At 74.0% G+C, this 16,599-nt stretch carries 12 protein-coding genes and 2 pseudogenes; 6 read left to right on the forward strand and 8 right to left on the reverse strand.

Annotation, left to right across the window (positions count from 1 at the left end; translation table 11 throughout):
* Positions 1 to 69 precede the first annotated feature (69 nt).
* Together fomD and LUW75_RS07225 are read left to right on the forward strand one after the other, a co-directional pair.
* Entirely contained in the window at positions 70 to 798 is a 729-nt protein-coding gene (gene fomD / locus LUW75_RS07220) for a cytidylyl-2-hydroxypropylphosphonate hydrolase (protein ID WP_250334882.1), read from the forward strand.
* Between the two features lie 246 nt (positions 799 to 1,044).
* Positions 1,045 to 3,206, forward strand: a pseudogene (locus LUW75_RS07225) (SpoIIE family protein phosphatase).
* 70 nt (positions 3,207 to 3,276) lie between these two features.
* Here LUW75_RS07225 and LUW75_RS07230 read toward each other — a convergent pair.
* The gene (locus tag LUW75_RS07230; RefSeq protein WP_250334883.1) at positions 3,277 to 5,532 is read right to left on the reverse strand and encodes a transglycosylase domain-containing protein; all 2,256 of its coding nucleotides are present in this window, start codon (positions 5,530 to 5,532) and stop codon (positions 3,277 to 3,279) included.
* A 244-nt stretch (positions 5,533 to 5,776) separates the two neighbouring features.
* On the opposite strand from LUW75_RS07230, the gene LUW75_RS07235 reads away from it, so the two are divergent.
* Both LUW75_RS07235 and LUW75_RS07240 read left to right on the forward strand, forming a co-directional pair.
* Positions 5,777 to 6,742, forward strand: coding sequence for an SPFH domain-containing protein (locus LUW75_RS07235; RefSeq protein ID WP_462933702.1), 966 nt, complete (start codon positions 5,777 to 5,779; stop codon positions 6,740 to 6,742).
* Positions 6,739 to 6,948, forward strand: a pseudogene (locus LUW75_RS07240) (type II toxin-antitoxin system antitoxin); the annotation flags it as partial. The gene LUW75_RS07235 and the pseudogene LUW75_RS07240, both read left to right, overlap by 4 nt.
* A 228-nt stretch (positions 6,949 to 7,176) precedes the next feature.
* Here the strand turns inward: LUW75_RS07240 and LUW75_RS07245 are convergent.
* Positions 7,177 to 8,175 carry a hydrogen peroxide-inducible genes activator gene (locus tag LUW75_RS07245; RefSeq protein WP_250334885.1) on the reverse strand — a complete coding sequence of 333 codons (999 nt, stop codon included), beginning with the start codon at positions 8,173 to 8,175 and terminating at the stop codon, positions 7,177 to 7,179.
* 100 nt (positions 8,176 to 8,275) lie between these two features.
* Between LUW75_RS07245 and LUW75_RS07250 the strand changes: the two genes are divergently transcribed.
* Together LUW75_RS07250 and LUW75_RS07255 are read left to right on the forward strand one after the other, a co-directional pair.
* A complete protein-coding gene (locus LUW75_RS07250) occupies positions 8,276 to 8,830 on the forward strand; it encodes a peroxiredoxin (protein ID WP_250334886.1) in 555 nt (184 codons plus the stop codon).
* Between the two features lie 23 nt (positions 8,831 to 8,853).
* The gene (locus tag LUW75_RS07255) at positions 8,854 to 9,393 is read left to right on the forward strand and encodes an alkyl hydroperoxide reductase (protein WP_250334887.1); all 540 of its coding nucleotides are present in this window, start codon (positions 8,854 to 8,856) and stop codon (positions 9,391 to 9,393) included.
* Between the two features lie 111 nt (positions 9,394 to 9,504).
* Here LUW75_RS07255 and LUW75_RS07260 read toward each other — a convergent pair whose 3' ends face one another.
* The 6 genes from LUW75_RS07260 to LUW75_RS07285 form a co-directional block, all read right to left on the reverse strand.
* The gene (locus tag LUW75_RS07260; protein WP_250334888.1) at positions 9,505 to 9,912 is read right to left on the reverse strand and encodes a hypothetical protein; all 408 of its coding nucleotides are present in this window, start codon (positions 9,910 to 9,912) and stop codon (positions 9,505 to 9,507) included.
* Between the two features lie 378 nt (positions 9,913 to 10,290).
* Entirely contained in the window at positions 10,291 to 11,679 is a 1,389-nt protein-coding gene (locus LUW75_RS07265; protein ID WP_250334889.1) for an AI-2E family transporter, read from the reverse strand.
* Positions 11,680 to 11,788: 109 nt separating this feature from the next.
* Positions 11,789 to 12,481: an aggregation-promoting factor C-terminal-like domain-containing protein gene (locus LUW75_RS07270; RefSeq protein WP_250334890.1), complete on the reverse strand. Its 693-nt coding sequence runs from the start codon at positions 12,479 to 12,481 to the stop codon at positions 11,789 to 11,791.
* Between the two features lie 454 nt (positions 12,482 to 12,935).
* Positions 12,936 to 14,258, reverse strand: coding sequence for a PhoH family protein (locus tag LUW75_RS07275; protein ID WP_250334891.1), 1,323 nt, complete (start codon positions 14,256 to 14,258; stop codon positions 12,936 to 12,938).
* A gap of 343 nt (positions 14,259 to 14,601) precedes the next feature.
* Complete coding sequence (locus tag LUW75_RS07280) at positions 14,602 to 15,363, reverse strand: isoprenyl transferase (RefSeq protein ID WP_250334892.1); 762 nt, start codon at positions 15,361 to 15,363, stop codon at positions 14,602 to 14,604.
* A 456-nt stretch (positions 15,364 to 15,819) separates the two neighbouring features.
* Complete coding sequence (locus LUW75_RS07285) at positions 15,820 to 16,566, reverse strand: prepilin peptidase (RefSeq protein ID WP_250334893.1); 747 nt, start codon at positions 16,564 to 16,566, stop codon at positions 15,820 to 15,822.
* Positions 16,567 to 16,599: the final 33 nt, after the last annotated feature.

Genomic DNA, 16,599 nt, shown 5'->3' on the forward strand with positions numbered 1-16,599 from the left:
GGCCGGGGCGACCGCCGTCCGTGACCCGGATCGCGGACGCGCGCCCCGGCGCGGCCCTAGGATCTGCCCATGACAGCGGACACGACAGGCTCAGCGCGGGAGGTCGGGACGGTGCCGGCGGCGAAGGCCCCGCCGGTGGGAGGGGCGGGCGGCCCCCGTTGGGCGCCGGGCGACCGGATCCTGTGGCGGTACCGGGACAACGGCGACGGCCACGTCCACATCTGCCGCCCCGTGACCGTCGTCCGGGACACCCCCGACCTGCTCGCCGTCTGGATGGCGCCCGGAACCGAGTGCGTCAAGCCGGTGCTGGCGGACGGCACGCCCGTCCACGAGGAGCCGCTCGCCACCCGCTACACCGCGCCGCGCACCACCGCGCGCACCCGGTGGTCCGGCATGGGCGTGCTGAAGCTGGCCCGCCCGGCCGACCCGTGGTCGGTGTGGCTGTTCTGGGCGGACGGCTGGAAGTTCCGCAGCTGGTACGTGAACCTGGAGTCGCCGCGCGTGCGGTGGTCCGGCGGCGTCGACTCCGAGGACCACTTCCTCGACATCTCCGTCTACCCCGACCGCAGCTGGCTGTGGCGGGACGAGGACGAGTTCGCCCAGGCGCAGCGCGCCGGCCTCGTGGACGCCGCCCTGGCCCGGCGGGTGCGGGAGGCGGGCGACGCCGCCGTCGAGGTGATCAGGGCGTGGGGGGCGCCCTTCTCGGACGGCTGGGAGGACTGGCGCCCGGACCCGGGCTGGGCGATTCCGGAACTGCCGGCCGACTGGGACCGCGGTCCGACCCGCGCGGCGCCGTGAGACTCTTGATACACCCCCGGGGGATAACCGTAGGATCGTCCTCCGCCGGACGGCCGCCCCGACCCGCGGCAGCAACGGCCGAGCAGTGGAAGCGAACTGACCGCAAGTCACCCAAGAGGGGGGTGGAACCGTGCCCGAGGCGCGCACGGATCCGCCGTCCCCTGTCGACGCCGCGTTCAGAGCGGGTATAGCGCCTGACAGAGCGATTGCATCGCCCAACCGGCCCGGACGGACGGAATCCCACGCGTGACGGAGCATCCCACCTCCCACGAAGGCCGGCAGCCGCTCGCTGCCCGGCCTCAAGAACGCACCCGGCTCCGGCAGGAGGCCCCCGGGCCCGCCGACGACCCCGTCGCTGCCGCGCCCGCGCACGGCAGGCCGCACCCCGGCGGCTCCTCCGTGCCCTCCCAGCCCGGCCCGCCCGCCCCGGCGGACGCCCCGAGCGGGTCGCGCGCCGCGAACGCGGCCCTCGGGGCGTCCCGGGCGGCCCACGCCGCGTCCGCGGTCCGCGGGGCGGCGGGTGCCGCGGGCGTGTCCGCGCACGACGAGGCGGGGGCGAGGGCGCGTGCGGACGCCGCGCCCGAACGTTCCGGCACCGGTCGGGCGCGGACGCCGGCGGAGGACGCGGCGGACGGCGGAGCGGCGGAGCGCGCCCCCGCGGCCGCCGTCGGCCTGCCGCAGGACCCGGCGGGCACCGCCCGCCGGGAGGGCGACCGGCTGCGGTTCGTGGGCGCCGCGACACGGCGGATCGCGCGCGGCATCGACCTGGACGAGATCGTGCTGGGCCTGTGCCGGGCCACCGTGCCGACGTTCGCCGACGCGATCCTGGTGTACCTGCGGGACCCGCTGCCGGTCGGCGACGAGCGCCCGGTGGAACCGTTCGTGCTGCGGCTGCGCCGTACGGACCGGCTGCGTCTGACGGAGGACGACCCCGGCGACCTGGGCCTGCTCACGGCCGGGCCGGCCATGGCGGCGGACGCCGAGCAGAGCGCGGCCGCGGAGCTGTGCCGGGTCCGCCCCGGCGGACACCTGGCGGAGGTGCTGCGCGGGGTGCGGCCGGTGTTCGGCGACTCCGAGGCCGCCCGGGCGGCGCTGCCGGAGCTGCTCGGCGAGGGGCGCTGCGCGCACTCCGGGCACCGGGCGATCCTCGCGCCGCTGCGGGGCCGCCGCCGGGTGATCGGCGCCGCGGTGTTCCTGCGCAGCCCCGACCGCTCCCCGTTCGAGCCGAACGACCTGCTGGTCGCGGCGCAGCTGGCGACGCACACGGCGCTCGGCATCGACAAGGCGGTGCTGTACGGGCGTGAGGCGTACATCGCGGACGAGCTCCAGCGGACGATGCTCCCGGAGAACCTTCCGCAGCCGACCGGCGTACGGCTGGCCTCCCGCTACCTGCCGGCCGCCGAGACCGCGCGGGTCGGCGGCGACTGGTACGACGCGATCCCGCTGCCCGGCAGCCGGGTCGCCCTCGTCGTGGGCGACGTCATGGGCCACTCCATGACCTCGGCCGCGATCATGGGGCAGCTGCGGACCACGGCGCAGACCCTCGCCGGACTCGACCTGCCGCCGCAGGAGGTGCTGCACCACCTGGACGAGCAGGCGCAGCGGCTCGGCGAGAACCGCATGGCGACCTGCCTGTACGCGGTGTACGACCCGGTCGCGCACCGCATCACCGTCGCCAACGCCGGCCATCCGCCGCCGGTCCTGCTCCACCTCGGCGGCCGGGCGGAGGTGCTGCGGGTACCGTCGGGCGCGCCGATCGGCGTGGGCGGCGTGGACTTCGAGGCGGTGGAGCTCGGCGCGCCGGCGGGCGCGACGCTGCTGCTCTACACGGACGGGCTGGTCGAGTCGCGGCTGAGGGACGTGTGGACCGGGATCGAGCAGCTGCGCGAGCGGCTCGCGGCGGCCGCGCGGCTGACGGGCCTGGACCACCCGCCGCCGCTGGAGGCGCTCTGCGACGACGTGCTCGACATGCTCGGGCCCGGCGACCGGGACGACGACATCGCGCTGCTGGCGGCCCGGTTCGACGGGATAACGCCGAGCGACGTGGCGTACTGGTCCCTGGACCCGGAGGACGCCGCGCCGGGCCGGGCGCGCCGGCTGGTCCGCAGGGCGCTGGAGCGCTGGGGCCTGGAGGAGCTCAACGACTCGGTGGAGCTGCTGGTCAGCGAGGTCGTCACCAACGCCGTGCGGTACGCGTCGCGGCCGGTGACGCTGCGGCTGCTGCGGACGGAGGTGCTGCGCTGCGAGGTGGGCGACGACTCCCCCAGCTGCCGCGGCAGCGCCGGGCGCGGGACACCGACGAGGGCGGGCGCGGCCTGTTCCTGGTCAACCGGCTGGCGCGCCGGTGGGGCGCGACGCGGCTGTCGACCGGCAAGGTCGTCTGGTTCGAGCTGCCGGCGCGGGGCTGAGGCCCACCGCGGAACGCGGGAGGGGGCGGCCGGGATCCCGGCCGCCCCCTCCCGCGTCCGGTCGCGCGGGCTACTGCCGGGCGGGTCCGCCCCCGTCGGGCCCGGTGTCCGGGCCCGGTTCCGTGCCCGGCTGCCCGCCGTCACCCGGATCGGTGGTGCTCGGGGGCGGGGAGGACGGGGACTGCGTGGGCGACGGCGTGGGCCGGCCGGCCGACGGGCTCGGTGCGGACGGGGTGGCGCTCGGCGCGCCGGGGGACGGCGTGCCCGAGGGCTCCTCCGGGTCGTCGTCCGGCGACGAGGACGGAGAGGCGCTCCGGGAGGACGTGGCGGTGGGCTTCGGCCCGGGGTCGTAGAACTCGGTGACGTCCAGGTCGAACCGCGCGTCGGAGCCGCCGCCGAGGGCGTCCAGCGTGTAGTCGGCCCAGATGCGGGCCGGGAAGCCGCCGCCGCTGGCCCGGCCCGAGTCGGCCGTACCGGTCAGGGTGACCTGGGTGCCCTTCTCGGCGTCCTCGCCGAACAGGGCGACCACGGTGGCCAGCTCGGGCGTGTACCCGGCGAACCAGGCCGACTTGTTGTTCTCGGAGGTGCCGGTCTTGCCGGCCGCCCGGTACGCGGGGGTGTTCGCCTCGTGGCCGGAGCCGTTCGTGACGACGCCGGTCAGGACCGAGGTGACGGTGTCGGCGGTCTGGCGGGCGACGACCTGCGCGCCGATCGGGTCGGGCAGCTCGACCGTGCGGTCCTCGTGCTCCGCGGACCTCACGATCGCCGGGGTGACCTTCTTGCCGTGGTTGTCGAGCGTGGCGTAGACGCCGGCCATGTCCCAGGTGGAGGCGCCCATGGTGCCCAGCGTCATCGCGGGCTGCTCGACGAACCCGTCGGTGTCCTTCATGCCCAGGGCGAGGGCGGTCTTCTTCACCTTGCCGGGGCCGACGTCGACGATCATCTGGGCGAAGACCGAGTTGATCGACTTGTTCATGGCCTCCTGGACGGTGACCTCGCCGTAGCTGCGGTCGTCCAGGTTCTCCGGGGCGAACGGGGTGTCGCCGCCCTGGACGGGGCGCCCGCTGGTGCCGTCGTAGCGGGTGTTGGCGCCGATCCGCCGGCCGTCCTGCGTCCTGGACCCGTTCTCCAGGGCGGAGGCGAGGACGAGCGGCTTGAACGTCGAGGCGGGCTGGTAGTCGCGCCGGGTGGCGTTGGACATCCAGTGCTCGGTGGCGTCGACACCGCCGTAGAGGGCGACGACGTGCCCGGTCTTCGGGTCGACGGAGGTCGCTCCGGCCTGGACGGTGGAGTCGACCTCGTCGTCCTCGCGGTCGAGCCGGCTCTCCAGCTGCTCGTCGACCGCCTCGACCAGCTCCCGCTGGCGCCTTTTGTCGATGTTGAGGGTGATGGTCCAGCCGCCGGCCCTGAGGTCCTCCTCCTTGACGCCCTGCTCGACCAGCTCCTGGTTGGCGGCCTCGACCAGGTAGCCGGTCTGGCCCTCCATGCCGGGGGCCGGCTTCGGCCTGTGGGGGACGGGGAACGTCATCCGGGCGCGCTCGGCCGGGTCGAGCCAGCTCTCCTCGACCATGTTGTCCAGGACGTAGTTCCAGCGCTCGGTGACGAGCCTGCGGCCGGTGGGCGACGCGGACGTCCAGTCGTACTGGCTGGGCGCCTGGAGCAGCGCGGCGAGGTAGGCGCCCCGTTCGACGGTCAGCTTGTCGGCGTCGACGCCGTAGTACGCCTGCGCCGCGGCCTGGATGCCGTACGCGTTGCGGCCGTAGTAGCTGGTGTTGAGGTAGCCGGCGAGGATCTCGTCCTTGCTCTGGCGCTGGTCGACCTTGAGGGAGATCACCAGCTCCTTGAGTTTCCGGGTGACGGTCTGGCTCTGGTCCAGGTAGTAGTTCTTGACGTACTGCTGGGTGATGGTCGAGCCGCCCTGCTTGCCCCTGCCGGTCAGGGTGTTGACGACGCCCCGGACCGTGCCCTTGAAGTCGACGCCGGAGTCCTCGTAGAAGGTCTTGTTCTCGGCCGCGACGAACGCCTTCTCGACCGGGTCGGGGATCTCGTCCAGGCCGACGATGGACCGGTTGACCTTGCCGCTGCGGGCGAGGACCGAGCCGTCGGAGTACTTGTAGACGTTGCTCTGCAGCTCCGCCTCGGCGTTGGCGGTGGGGACGGGGACGAGCAGGTACACGGCGTAGAGGCCGCCCAGGAGGAGCAGGAGGAGCACGGAGAACGTGCCCAGCAGCTTCCGCCACGTGAAGAGGCGGCGTATGCCCCCGCCGCTGCCCTGCTCCCGGCGCGCCCCGCGCTGCCGGGACCGTCGCGCCTTCGCTCGGCCCATGGCTCCGTCGCTCCCGTCGGTCGGTGTTCGTCCGTCGTGTTCCGGGCGCCCGTGTCCGGATCAGCTCAGCAAGCTAACCCGCGGCGGTCGGCCGAGACCAACGGATCCCGCCTTTTCCGAACGTGACAATCAGCACCCGCTTCCGAGGAAACCGACTCCCGGGGAGTGGACAAGGTTGCGGGAAGCGTTAAAGTGATATCACTTTGCTTGACCGGAGAGATCACCAGAGCGGGGGGCCATGCCCATGAGCGCGAGTACGAGCACGAACACGATCGGCGGCCGGACGGGGGACGCGGCGGCGCCGGAGGCGTCGCGGGTGCGGGTGCGGGAGTTCACGGCGTACAGCGTCGGCGGCGGGGCGGCGCTGCTGTCGGGCCTGGCCGGGCTCGCGGCGGGGGTGTGCCTCGTCGTCGCGGGGACGGCGGTCGCCGAGGAGACGTCGACGGCCGCGCGGGTCGGGCTGGTCGTGGCGGGCGCCCTGGTGTGCCTGGGATCGCTGCTGACGATGTGCGGGCTCAACATGGTGGCGCCCGGCGAGGCCCGCGTCGTCCAGCTGTTCGGCCGCTACCGGGGCACGGTCCGGGCGGACGGGCTGCGCTGGGTGAACCCGCTGACGTCGCGGGTGGCGATCTCGACGCGCGTGCGGAACCACGAGACGGCGGTGCTGAAGGTCAACGACGCGTACGGCAACCCGATCGAGCTGGCCGCGGTCGTCGTGTGGCGCGTGGAGGACACGGCGCAGGCCATGTTCGAGGTGGACGACTTCGAGCAGTTCGTCTCCACGCAGACGGAGGCGGCGGTCCGGCACATCGCGATCGAGTACCCGTACGACTCGCACGACGAGGGCGGCCTGTCGCTGCGCGGCGACGCCGAGGAGATCACCGAGAAGCTCGCGGCCGAGCTCCACGCGCGCGTGGAGGCGGCCGGCGTCCGTGTCATCGAGTCGCGGTTCACGCACCTCGCGTACGCTCCGGAGATCGCCTCGGCGATGCTCCAGCGGCAGCAGGCCGGGGCGATGGTGGCGGCCCGCCAGAAGATCGTGGAGGGCGCGGTCGGCATGGTCGAGGCGGCACTGGACCGGATCGCGGAGCGCGACATAGTGGAACTGGACCCCGAGCGGAAGGCGGCCATGGTCTCCAACCTGATGGTGGTGCTGTGCGGTGACCGCTCCGCCCAGCCGGTCGTCAACACGGGCACGCTCTACCAGTGACCGCCCGCCGCGAGCGCAAGCAGGTGCTCCTCCGCCTCGACCCGGCGGTGTACGAGGCGCTGGCGCGCTGGGCGTCGGACGAGTTGCGCAGCGCCAACTCGCAGATCGAGTTCCTGCTGCGCAGAGCGCTGGACGAGGCAGGCCGGCTGCCGTCCGCCCCGGCGCCCCTCCCCCGCCGCGGCCGCCCGCCCAGGCGGCCGCCGCCGGAGGGGGACCGGGCCGGGGAGGGGGCGGGAGCGCGGCCGGAGGGCCGCCCGACGGACCAGGGGGGTAGCGGCGGCCCCGGACGCCTCCCGGCGGCGGCCGGTACGGAGCCCGGCGGCGCGCACGGGCCGCCGCCGGGCTCCGTACCGGCCGGGGTTCGCGCCCCCGGCCCCCGGCGGACGTCCCACCCGGGTCCCGGTCCGCCCGGCCCCGGTCCACCCGGGTCCGGTCTACCCGGCCCCGGCGGGGAGCACCCGTACCGGCAGGGCGGCCAGGGCGCCCCGCAGCGCCTCGGCGAGCTCCTCGAACTCGGCGGCCCGCGCCGCGCCGGTGCGCATCGCCAGGGCGATGCGGCGGGAGGGGGCCGGGTCCGCGAAGCGACCGGTCGCCAGGCTCGGGGTGCGTCCGGCCTCGACCCTCACCGCCGTGCGCGGCAGCAGCGTCACCCCGAGCCCGCCCGCGACCAGCTGCACCAGCGTCGACAGCCCGGCCGCCGTCGTGGTGACCGCCGCGCCGTCCGCGCGCCCGGCCTCGCGGCAGACGTCGAGGGCCTGGTCGCGCAGGCAGTGGCCCTCGTCGAGCAGCAGCAGGGGCAGTTCGCGCAGCACGTCGCGCGGGATGCCGCTGCGGCCGCCCAGCGGGTGGCCGTCGGGCGTGATCAGGACGAAGTCCTCGTCGAACAGCGGGAGTTCGGTGACGCCGGGCACTCCCAGCGGCACGGCGAGCAGCAGCACGTCCAGCCTCCCCGCGGTCAGCCCCTCCAGCAGGGAGTACGTCTGCTCCTCGTGGACCTGGAGGTCCAGCTCCGGGTAGCGGTCGCGGACAAGCCGCAGGACCGCCGGGAGGAGGTAGGGCGCGACGGTCGGGATCACGCCGAGGCGCAGCACGCCCGTGAACGGGGCGCGCACCGCCTCGGCCTCCTCCATCAGCTCGCCCACCGCGTCCAGCACCGCCCGGGTGCGGGCGGCGAGCCGCTCCCCCGCCGGTGAGAGCAGCACCCTGCGCGTCGTACGCTCGAGGAGCTGGACGCCCAGCGCCTCCTCCAGGGCCGAGACCGCACCCGAGAGCGCGGGCTGGCTCATCCCTAGCGCCGCCGCCGCGTCCCGGAAGTGGAGGTACTCGGCGACCGCCGCGAAGGCCCGGAGCTGTGCCAGGGTCGGCTGCTTTCCTTTGTGCGCCAGGTGCGTGGGGGAGAACACTGATAACCGCCTTCGATCAACGTAACCCATTCTAGCTATTTCACTGATCAATGTGTCCCGTGCCATGCTGGCGATCGTCCAACCCGCACGGATGACCCCGCAAGGGGGATCCCCGCCTCTAGGAGAGCGTGTGCTCACTGTCGGTGACCAGTTCCCCACGTACGACCTGACCGCCTGCGTGTCGCTCGAGAGCGGCAAGGAGTTCGCGCAGATCGACAGCAAGACCTACGAGGGCAAGTGGCGCGTGGTGTTCTTCTGGCCGAAGGACTTCACCTTCGTGTGCCCGACCGAGATCGCCGCGTTCGGCAAGCTGAACGACGAGTTCGCGGACCGCGACGCGCAGGTCCTCGGCGTCTCCGGCGACTCGGAGTTCGTCCACCACGCCTGGCGCAAGGACCACGCCGACCTGCGTGACCTGCCCTTCCCGATGCTCGCCGACTCCAAGCACGAGCTGATGCGGGCCTGCGGCGTCGAGGGCGAGGACGGCTTCGCGCAGCGCGCCGTCTTCATCGTCGACCCCAACAACGAGGTCCAGTTCACCATGGTGACCGCCGGCTCCGTCGGCCGTAACCCCAAGGAGGTCCTGCGGGTCCTGGACGCCCTGCAGACCGACGAGCTGTGCCCCTGCAACTGGAGCAAGGGCGACGAGACCCTCGACCCGGTCAAGCTGCTGGCCGGCGAGTGACCGACCGGAACGAGTGAACCACCATGTCTCTTGACGCCCTGAAGTCCGCCCTCCCGGACTACGCGAAGGACCTGAAGCTGAACCTCGGCTCGGTCATCGGCAACAGCGACCTCCCGCAGCAGCAGCTGTGGGGCACCGTGCTGGCGTGCGCGATCGCCTCGCGCTCCCCGAAGGTGCTGGCGGAGCTGGAGCCGGAGGCGAGGGAGCGGCTCACGCCCGAGGCGTACGAGGCGGCCAAGGCCGCCGCCGCCATCATGGCGATGAACAACGTCTTCTACCGGACGCGCCACCTCCTCTCCGACCCGGAGTACGGGACGATCCGCGCCGGTCTGCGGATGAACGTCATCGGCAACCCGGGCGTGGAGAAGGTCGACTTCGAGCTGTGGTCGCTCGCCGTCTCCGCGGTCAACGGCTGCGGCCAGTGCCTCGACTCGCACGAGCAGGTGCTGCGCAAGGCGGGCCTGGAGCGCGAGACGATCCAGGAGGCGTTCAAGATCGCCGCGGTGATCCAGGCGGTCGGCGCGACGCTGGACGCGGAGGCGGTCCTGGCCGCCGCCGAGTAGTCGGCCGCCCCGGTGAACGGGGCGCGCGAGGGCCCCGTCGGCAGCCGATGCCGGCGGGGCCCTTCCGTCGTGCCGCGCCGTCCGGCGCCCGGGACCGCCCCGTCCGGGGGGTCAACCGGTGCCGGAGGAGCGGGGGCCGGCGGGACCCGGCGACTCCGGGGACCTCAGCCGCTCCATGAGTTCGCGCACGTCTTCCACCATGAACTCCTTCACCCCGTCGAGCGGCGCGTGGGTCGCCTCCTCGGACGGGTCGCCCGACCCCTCGGCGTGCTCGTGGAGCGTGCCGACGGAGAGGCCGATCACGGCGGGCCCGTCCAGGACGACGATCTCCGCGTACGTCCCGCCGCTGACACTGAAGTACGCCCTGTCCCCCAGCCCCGGCACCGGCTCCGGCCCGGGCTCCTCCGGCATGGCGGCCACCCCCTGCACCGCCTCGAACTCCGGCGCCGGGTCGGTCTTCTTGTGCAACTCGTACCGGAGGCTCGCCTCGTAGCCGGCCGGTGCCTCGCCCAGCTGCACCGAGCAGTACGCCCGGTCGAGCGCCGGATGCTCGTAGGTGTCGGCGGTGGTGGTGGCGCCGCGCTTGCCCAGGGCGGTGACCAGGGCGGACAGCGGCGCCTCCGCGCACAGGGCGTCGGGCGTGCGGTAGTCGCCGAGGTCCGCGCCGCGCGTCTGGTACGCGGTGAGGCCCGCCGCCCACAGCAGGGACGCGCCCAGCGCGCCGCCCAGCCCCCCACAGCCAGGGGCGCCGGTACCGCGCCCCGCCCCACCCGGCCGCCGGGGCGCCCTCCTCGGGACGATCCGCCCCGGCGGCGTACGGAACGCCGCCGGGGCCGCGGGCCGGCACCGCGTGGTGCCCGGACCCGCCCCCGTCGTCGAGTAGTTCGGGTTCGGATATCACTCGGCCTCCGGCCGCTCGTGCCCGCCACCGGTGCCGCCGCCCGGCCCGGGCGGGGCCGTGCCGGTGTGCGCGGCGGCGAGGCGGCGCAGGGCCTGCTCCTCGCCGTACACCCGCAGGTATCCGACGACCGTGTTGGTGACGGCGACCAGCGGGACCGCGACGACCGCCCCGCCGAGGCCCGCGACGAGGCCGCCCGCCGAGACGGTCAGCACGACCGCCAGCGGGTGCACCCGCACGGCCCGGCCGAGGATGAACGGCTGGAGGACGTGCCCCTCGATCTGCTGCACCGCCAGCACCACGACGAGGACCATCAGCGCCGTGAACACCCCGTTGGTGACGAGCGCGACGACGACCGCGAGGGCGCCCGAGATCACCGCGCCCACCAGCGGGATGAACGAGAACAGGAAGACGAACACGCCCAGCGGGACCGCGAGCGGCACGTCGAGGAAGTAGATGCCGAGCCCGATGAAGACCGCGTCGATGAGGGCGACGACCACCGTGCCGCGCACGTACGCGGTGAGGGTCCGCCAGGCGCGCGGCCCGGCACCCGCGACACCCGGCCGGGCCTGGGCGGGCACCAGGGTGAGGAACCACTGCCAGACCTTCTTCCCGTCGTAGAGCAGGAAGAGGGTCGAGAACATCGCGAGCAGCGTCCCGGTCATCACCTCGACCATGACCGTGACGCCGGTGAGGCCCGCGGAGGTGATCTCCTCGGTGTTGGTGCCGATCGTGTCGCTGAGGCTCTGGGCGATGTCGTTGATCTGGCTCTCGGTCACGTGGAACGGGCTGTCCAGCGCCCAGCGCTTCAGCTCCTCGATGCCGTCCCGCACGCGCGCGGAGACGTTGTTGAGGTTGTCCATGACCTGCCACACGACGAACCAGCCGACGAGGCCCATGACGACGAAGCCGAGGACGGCGGTGACCACCGTGGCGAGCCCGCGCGGCAGCCCGAGCCGCCTCAGCCGGCCCACGGTCGGCTGGAGCAGGGCGGTGATGAGCAGCGCGGCGACGAAGGCGAGGGCCACCAGCCGCACCGTGCTGATGACCTTCATCAGCACCCACAGCGTGCCCGCGAGGACGAGCAGCCGCCAGCCGGCCTCGGCGGCGACGCGCACCCCCCAGGGGACGGCGTCCGCGGGGTCGGGCCGGGCGGCGACGGCGGGCGCGTACGCGGGGGGCGCGGGGACGATGTCCCGCCCGCCGTCCGCCCCTTCGGCGCCGGGGGCGGCCCCGCCGGACGGCCTGCGCGCGGGGACGCCGGTGCCGGACGCGACGACGGGGACGTCGGCCTCCGCCTCGGCCCGCGCGCGGCGCTCCTCGAGCCTCTGCCCCATCCGGCTCAGCCCGGTACCGAGCCGGCCGAGCCACCCTGGCACTTTCGACATGACCTTCCCTGCTCCCCACCAGTCCCCCGGAGTTCCGGTCCCCCGACCGTACACGCACGGAGCCCCCCACCGTGGGACGGCGAGGGGCTCCGGAAGTCGGGCTCCGCTGTCAGTACCAGTGGTTGGCCTGCCAGAACGACCATGCGCCGCAGGGGCTGCCGTAGCGGTCGTTCATGTAGTTGAGGCCCCACTTGATCTGGGTGGCGGGGTTGGTCCGCCAGTCCGCGCCCGCGGAGGCCATCTTGGACCCGGGAAGCGCCTGGACCAGGCCGTACGCACCGGACGAGGGGTTCTGGGCGCGGTAGTTCCAGCTGGACTCGTGGTCCACTATGTTGCTGAAGCACTGGAACTGGCCGCTCGGCACCATCTGGCGGGCGATGGCCTGCACCTCGGCGACGGAGTACGAGGACTGGACGGCGAAGTCCGAAGCGTCGCGGGCCGCTTCACGGCTGGCCCGCTCGCGCGCCTCGCGCTCCTTCTCGGCCTTCTCCTCCGCGGCGGCCTTCTTCGCCTCGGCGTCCTTGGCCGCCTGGAGGCGGGCGGCCTCCCAGGCGGACTGCTGGGCGGCGGTGTCGGCCGCGGCGGCCTGCGCCTCGGCTTGCTGCGTCAGCGAGGCGATCTGAACCTGCGCCTGCTGACCGGCGGGTATGTCGGCGAGGAGGGTCGCGTCGGCGGCGGTCGCCTCGAACTTCTCCGACTGGGTCGCCTGCGGGTCGCCCGCGGCGACACCGACGACGGCGCCGACGGTGGTGACCGCGGTGGCCGAAGCCACCGCGAATCCCCGGACCGAGATCCGGCTCACACGGTTTCCTTCCAGCATCGCCCGCACAGGTGACCTCGCGGGCGCGATCGTGCCCCTGACGCTGGTCCCCCCACTCGCTGGGTCACGGGGGACACGGGCCCGGTGGGCGGCTCCCCTGCGGGAGCGCCGCGTGGTGCTCGGGCGGCATACGGCGGACGTCTGTTGAGTTGTGCCGCCACGGGTCCGTGGGGTGTGGCTGTGCCGTATGCGGGGCCTGACGGAAGCAAGACTCTGCCGGAAGGCTCCGACGCAAGGCAATTCCCCGCCGCGTGTGAAAGCTCACACCCCACCCGTCGTGAAAGTTTCGCCCGAAGGGGCGCACGACGCGGCGCCGTCCGGCTAAGCTCTCGCGCTTCGCCGGACGGCGCCCGGGGTCCAGCTCCGTTCTGCGCCTTTTGACCGGCGGCCGGTCAGTCCGGGACCGTCCGGACGCCGGCCTGGGTCCGCATCACGCTCAGATGTGGACGTCTTCGAGCATCTCGGTCACCAGGGCGGCGATCTGGGAGCGCTCGGACCGGGCGAGCGTGACGTGGGCGAAGAGCGGATGCCCCTTCAGCTTCTCGACCACGGCGACGACCCCGTCGTACCGCCCCACCCGCAGGTTGTCCCGCTGGGCGACGTCATGGGTGAGGACGACGCGGGAGTTCGTCCCGATTCTGGACAACACGGTCAGCAGGACGTTGCGCTCCAGGGACTGCGCCTCGTCCACGATGACGAACGCGTCGTGCAGGGAGCGGCCCCGGATGTGGGTGAGGGGCAGCACCTCCAGCATGTCGCGGGCCGTGATCTCCTCGATGACCTCGCGCGACGTCACCGCGGACAGCGTGTCGAAGACGGCCTGCGCCCAGGGGTTCATCTTCTCGGCCTCGGTGCCCGGCAGGTAGCCGAGTTCCTGCCCGCCCACCGCGTACAGCGGGCGGAAGACCATCACCTTCTGGTGCTGGCGGCGCTCCAGCACGGCCTCGAGGCCGGCGCACAGCGCGAGCGCGGACTTGCCGGTGCCGGCCCGGCCGCCGAGCGACACGATGCCGACGTCCGGGTCGAGCAGCAGGTCGAGTGCGATGCGCTGCTCGGCGCTGCGGCCCCGGATGCCGAACGCCTCGCGGTCGCCGCGCACCAGCCTCACGGACCCGTCGGCCGTGACCCGGCCGAGCGCCTTGCCCCGTTCGGACTGCAGGACGAGGCCGGTGTGCACGGGGAGGTCCGCCGCCTCCGGCACGTGGAGCGCCTCCTGGGTGTAGAGGAGGTCCACCTGTTCGGCGGAGAGCCGCACCTCGCACATGCCGGTCCAGCCGGAGTCGGTGACGGCGAGCTCGGCGCGGTACTCCTCGGCGAGGAGGCCCACGGAGGACGCCTTGATGCGGAGCGGCAGGTCCTTCGAGACGACCGTGACGTCGTACCCCTCCGCCTGGAGGTTGCGGGCCACGGCGAGGATGCGCGAGTCGTTGTCCCCGAGGCGGTAGCCGGCCGGGAGGAGGCCCGGGTCCGAGTGGTTGAGCTCCACGCGCAGCGTCCCGCCCAGGTCGCCCACGGCGACGGGGGCGTCGAGGCGGCCGTACCGGACGCGCAGGTCGTCCAGGAGGCGCAGTGCCTGACGGGCGAAGTAGCCGAGTTCCGGGTGGTGCCTCTTGGCCTCCAGTTCCGTCACCACGACGACGGGCAGCACGACCTCGTGCTCCTCGAAGCGGGTCAGGGCGTTGGGGTCGGCCAGCAGGACGCTGGTGTCGAGAACATAGGTGCGCCGATCGTCGGGGCGGCGCTTGGTACTGGTCACCACGGAAGGACAGACCCCCTCTTTTAGAGGCGCGTGAGGCCGGGGTGCGACTGCTGCGGAGTCGCGGTGGGACGGGTCGGGATCGGGCTCCGGTGCACGGGCCGCGACTTCGGCCCTCCGCTTCGCCCGTGCACCGGTGCTGCACGGTTGTCCTGGCGCAAGGAGCCTCCCGGGCGAGCGGGTTCCGTACCGCTCGCTCTGCAAGGGATATGCCCCTGCCGCCACCGCGCCATGCCCGCGACGCCCTTGGCATATGACAATCCGTCCGGCCGGACGTGCCGGAGCCGGGCCGCGTCCTTCGGCGGCCCGGCTCGGGAGGGGGGTGCGGGGGGCGTCCGCCCGCAGGTCAGGTGCCGTAGCGGCGGTGGCGGGCGGCGTAGTCGCGCAGCGCCCGCAGGAAGTCGACCTTGCGGAAGGCCGGCCAGTGGACCTCGCAGAAGTAGTACTCGGAGTGCGCGCTCTGCCAGAGCATGAAGCCGGAGAGCCGCTGCTCGCCGCTGGTGCGGATGACCAGGTCCGGATCGGGCTGGCCGCGCGTGTAGAGGTGCTCGGCGATCATGTCGGTGTCGACGACCTCGGCCAGCTCCTCGAAGGAGGTGCCCTTCTCGGCGTGGTGCAGCAGCAGGGAGCGCACCGCGTCGGCGATCTCCTGACGGCCGCCGTAGCCGACGGCGACGTTGACGAGTATCCCGCCGATGTGCCGCGTCGACTCCTCGGCCTCCTTCAGGACCGCCTGTGTGCGCGGCGGGAGGAGGTCCATCGTGCCGACGTGGTGGACCCGCCAGCGGCCGTCCGCCGCGATGGTGCGGACCGCCTCCTCGATGATGCCGAGGAGCGGCACCAGCTGCTCCTCCGGCCGGTTCAGGTTGTCGGTGGACAGCATCCAGAGGGTGACGACCTCGACGTCGGTCTCCGTGCACCAGCCGAGCAGCTCCATGATCTTGCTGGCCCCGGCCTTGTGGCCCTGCTCGGGGGTGCCGCCGGACGCCTTCGCCCAGCGCCTGTTGCCGTCGAGGATGACGCCGATGTGCTTGGGCACCTGGGCGTGGTCGAGGCGGCCCTCCACCCGGCGCGCGTAGAGCCCGTACACCAGGTCGCGCAAGTTCACCGATCTCACCTCTCGCGTACGGGACCCCGCTGCCGGCCCCGAGACCCGCCACATTACTGGGCGCTCCGGGCGGAGGCCCAACCCGGTGTGTCACAAGTCCGTGATGAGGGAAGGACATCCGTTTGTTCTCGGCGTCCCGGCCCGCGCCGGGCGCCCGGCCCCCGGCGTCCCGTCCGGTGGCGGGGTGCGGGACGTTCCCGGAGCGGGGGCGGGTGCGCCGGGACCGGGTGCGGGGCGGGGGTGCGAAGAACGGGCCGGTCCGTGGGGGGGGATACGGACCGGCCCGAGGGGGGGGCTTCCACCATAACCCTTCGTAAGAGGTGGTGGTGCCGCGACATGCCGTCGCCACGCTCCGGAAGTGCCGGGTCGCGGCACGGGTACGGAACCGGCCCCGGGCGGTCCTCCGCGGGGAGACGCGCGGCACGGGCACCCCGGCCTCGCCCGGACGGGCGGCCCCTACGCCCGGGCGAGGGCGCCGAGGAGGAGGCCCAGCAGGGCCCCGGCGATCATGAAGGGGCCGAAGGGGATGGCGCTCCCGCGGGTCGCTCGGCGGCGCGCGACGAGCCCCAGGCCGTACCCGGCTCCGAGGAGGAAGCCCGCGAAGGCGCCCGCCAGCAGGACGGGCCAGCCGTACCAGCCGAGCGCGGCGCCCAGCGGGAGCGCGAGTTTGACGTCGCCGAACCCCATGCCGTTCGGGTTGACGAGGAAGAGCACCAGGTAGGCGCCGCCCAGCGCGAGCGCGCCCAGCACGGACAGCCGCCACGACCCGGCGTGGCCCGGCAGCAGCGCGGCGACGCCCAGCAGGAGCGGGACGGCGGCGGCGAGCGGCAGGGTCAGGGGGTCGGGCAGCCGGTGCACCCGCCGGTCGACGACCGCGAGGAGCAGCGCGAACGGCGCCAGCAGCAGCCACACCGCCAGTTCGGGCCGCCACCCGGTGGCCGCGGCGAGCAGTCCGCACCCGACGGCCCCGGTGAGCGGCACGCCCACCGCCCGTCGCCGTCCGGGGGCGGCGGTCGGTGGGCAGTCGGCGCAGTGCGCGGGGCCCAGCCAGCCGCGCGGGCCGGAGGCGTAGGCGTGCCCGGCGGGGCAGGCGCCGCGCCGGGGCTCGTCGGGCTCGACGGCGAACCGGTGCGCGGCGCGCCGCACGAGCAGCGCGGCGGCAGCGCCCCACGAAACGGCGGCGGCGATCAGCGTGGCGTACACGACGCCGACCCTAGAAGGGGCCGGCCGGTGGGT

This window comes from Streptomyces sp. MRC013 (assembly GCF_023614235.1).
Taxonomy (GTDB): Bacteria; Actinomycetota; Actinomycetes; order Streptomycetales; family Streptomycetaceae; genus Streptomyces.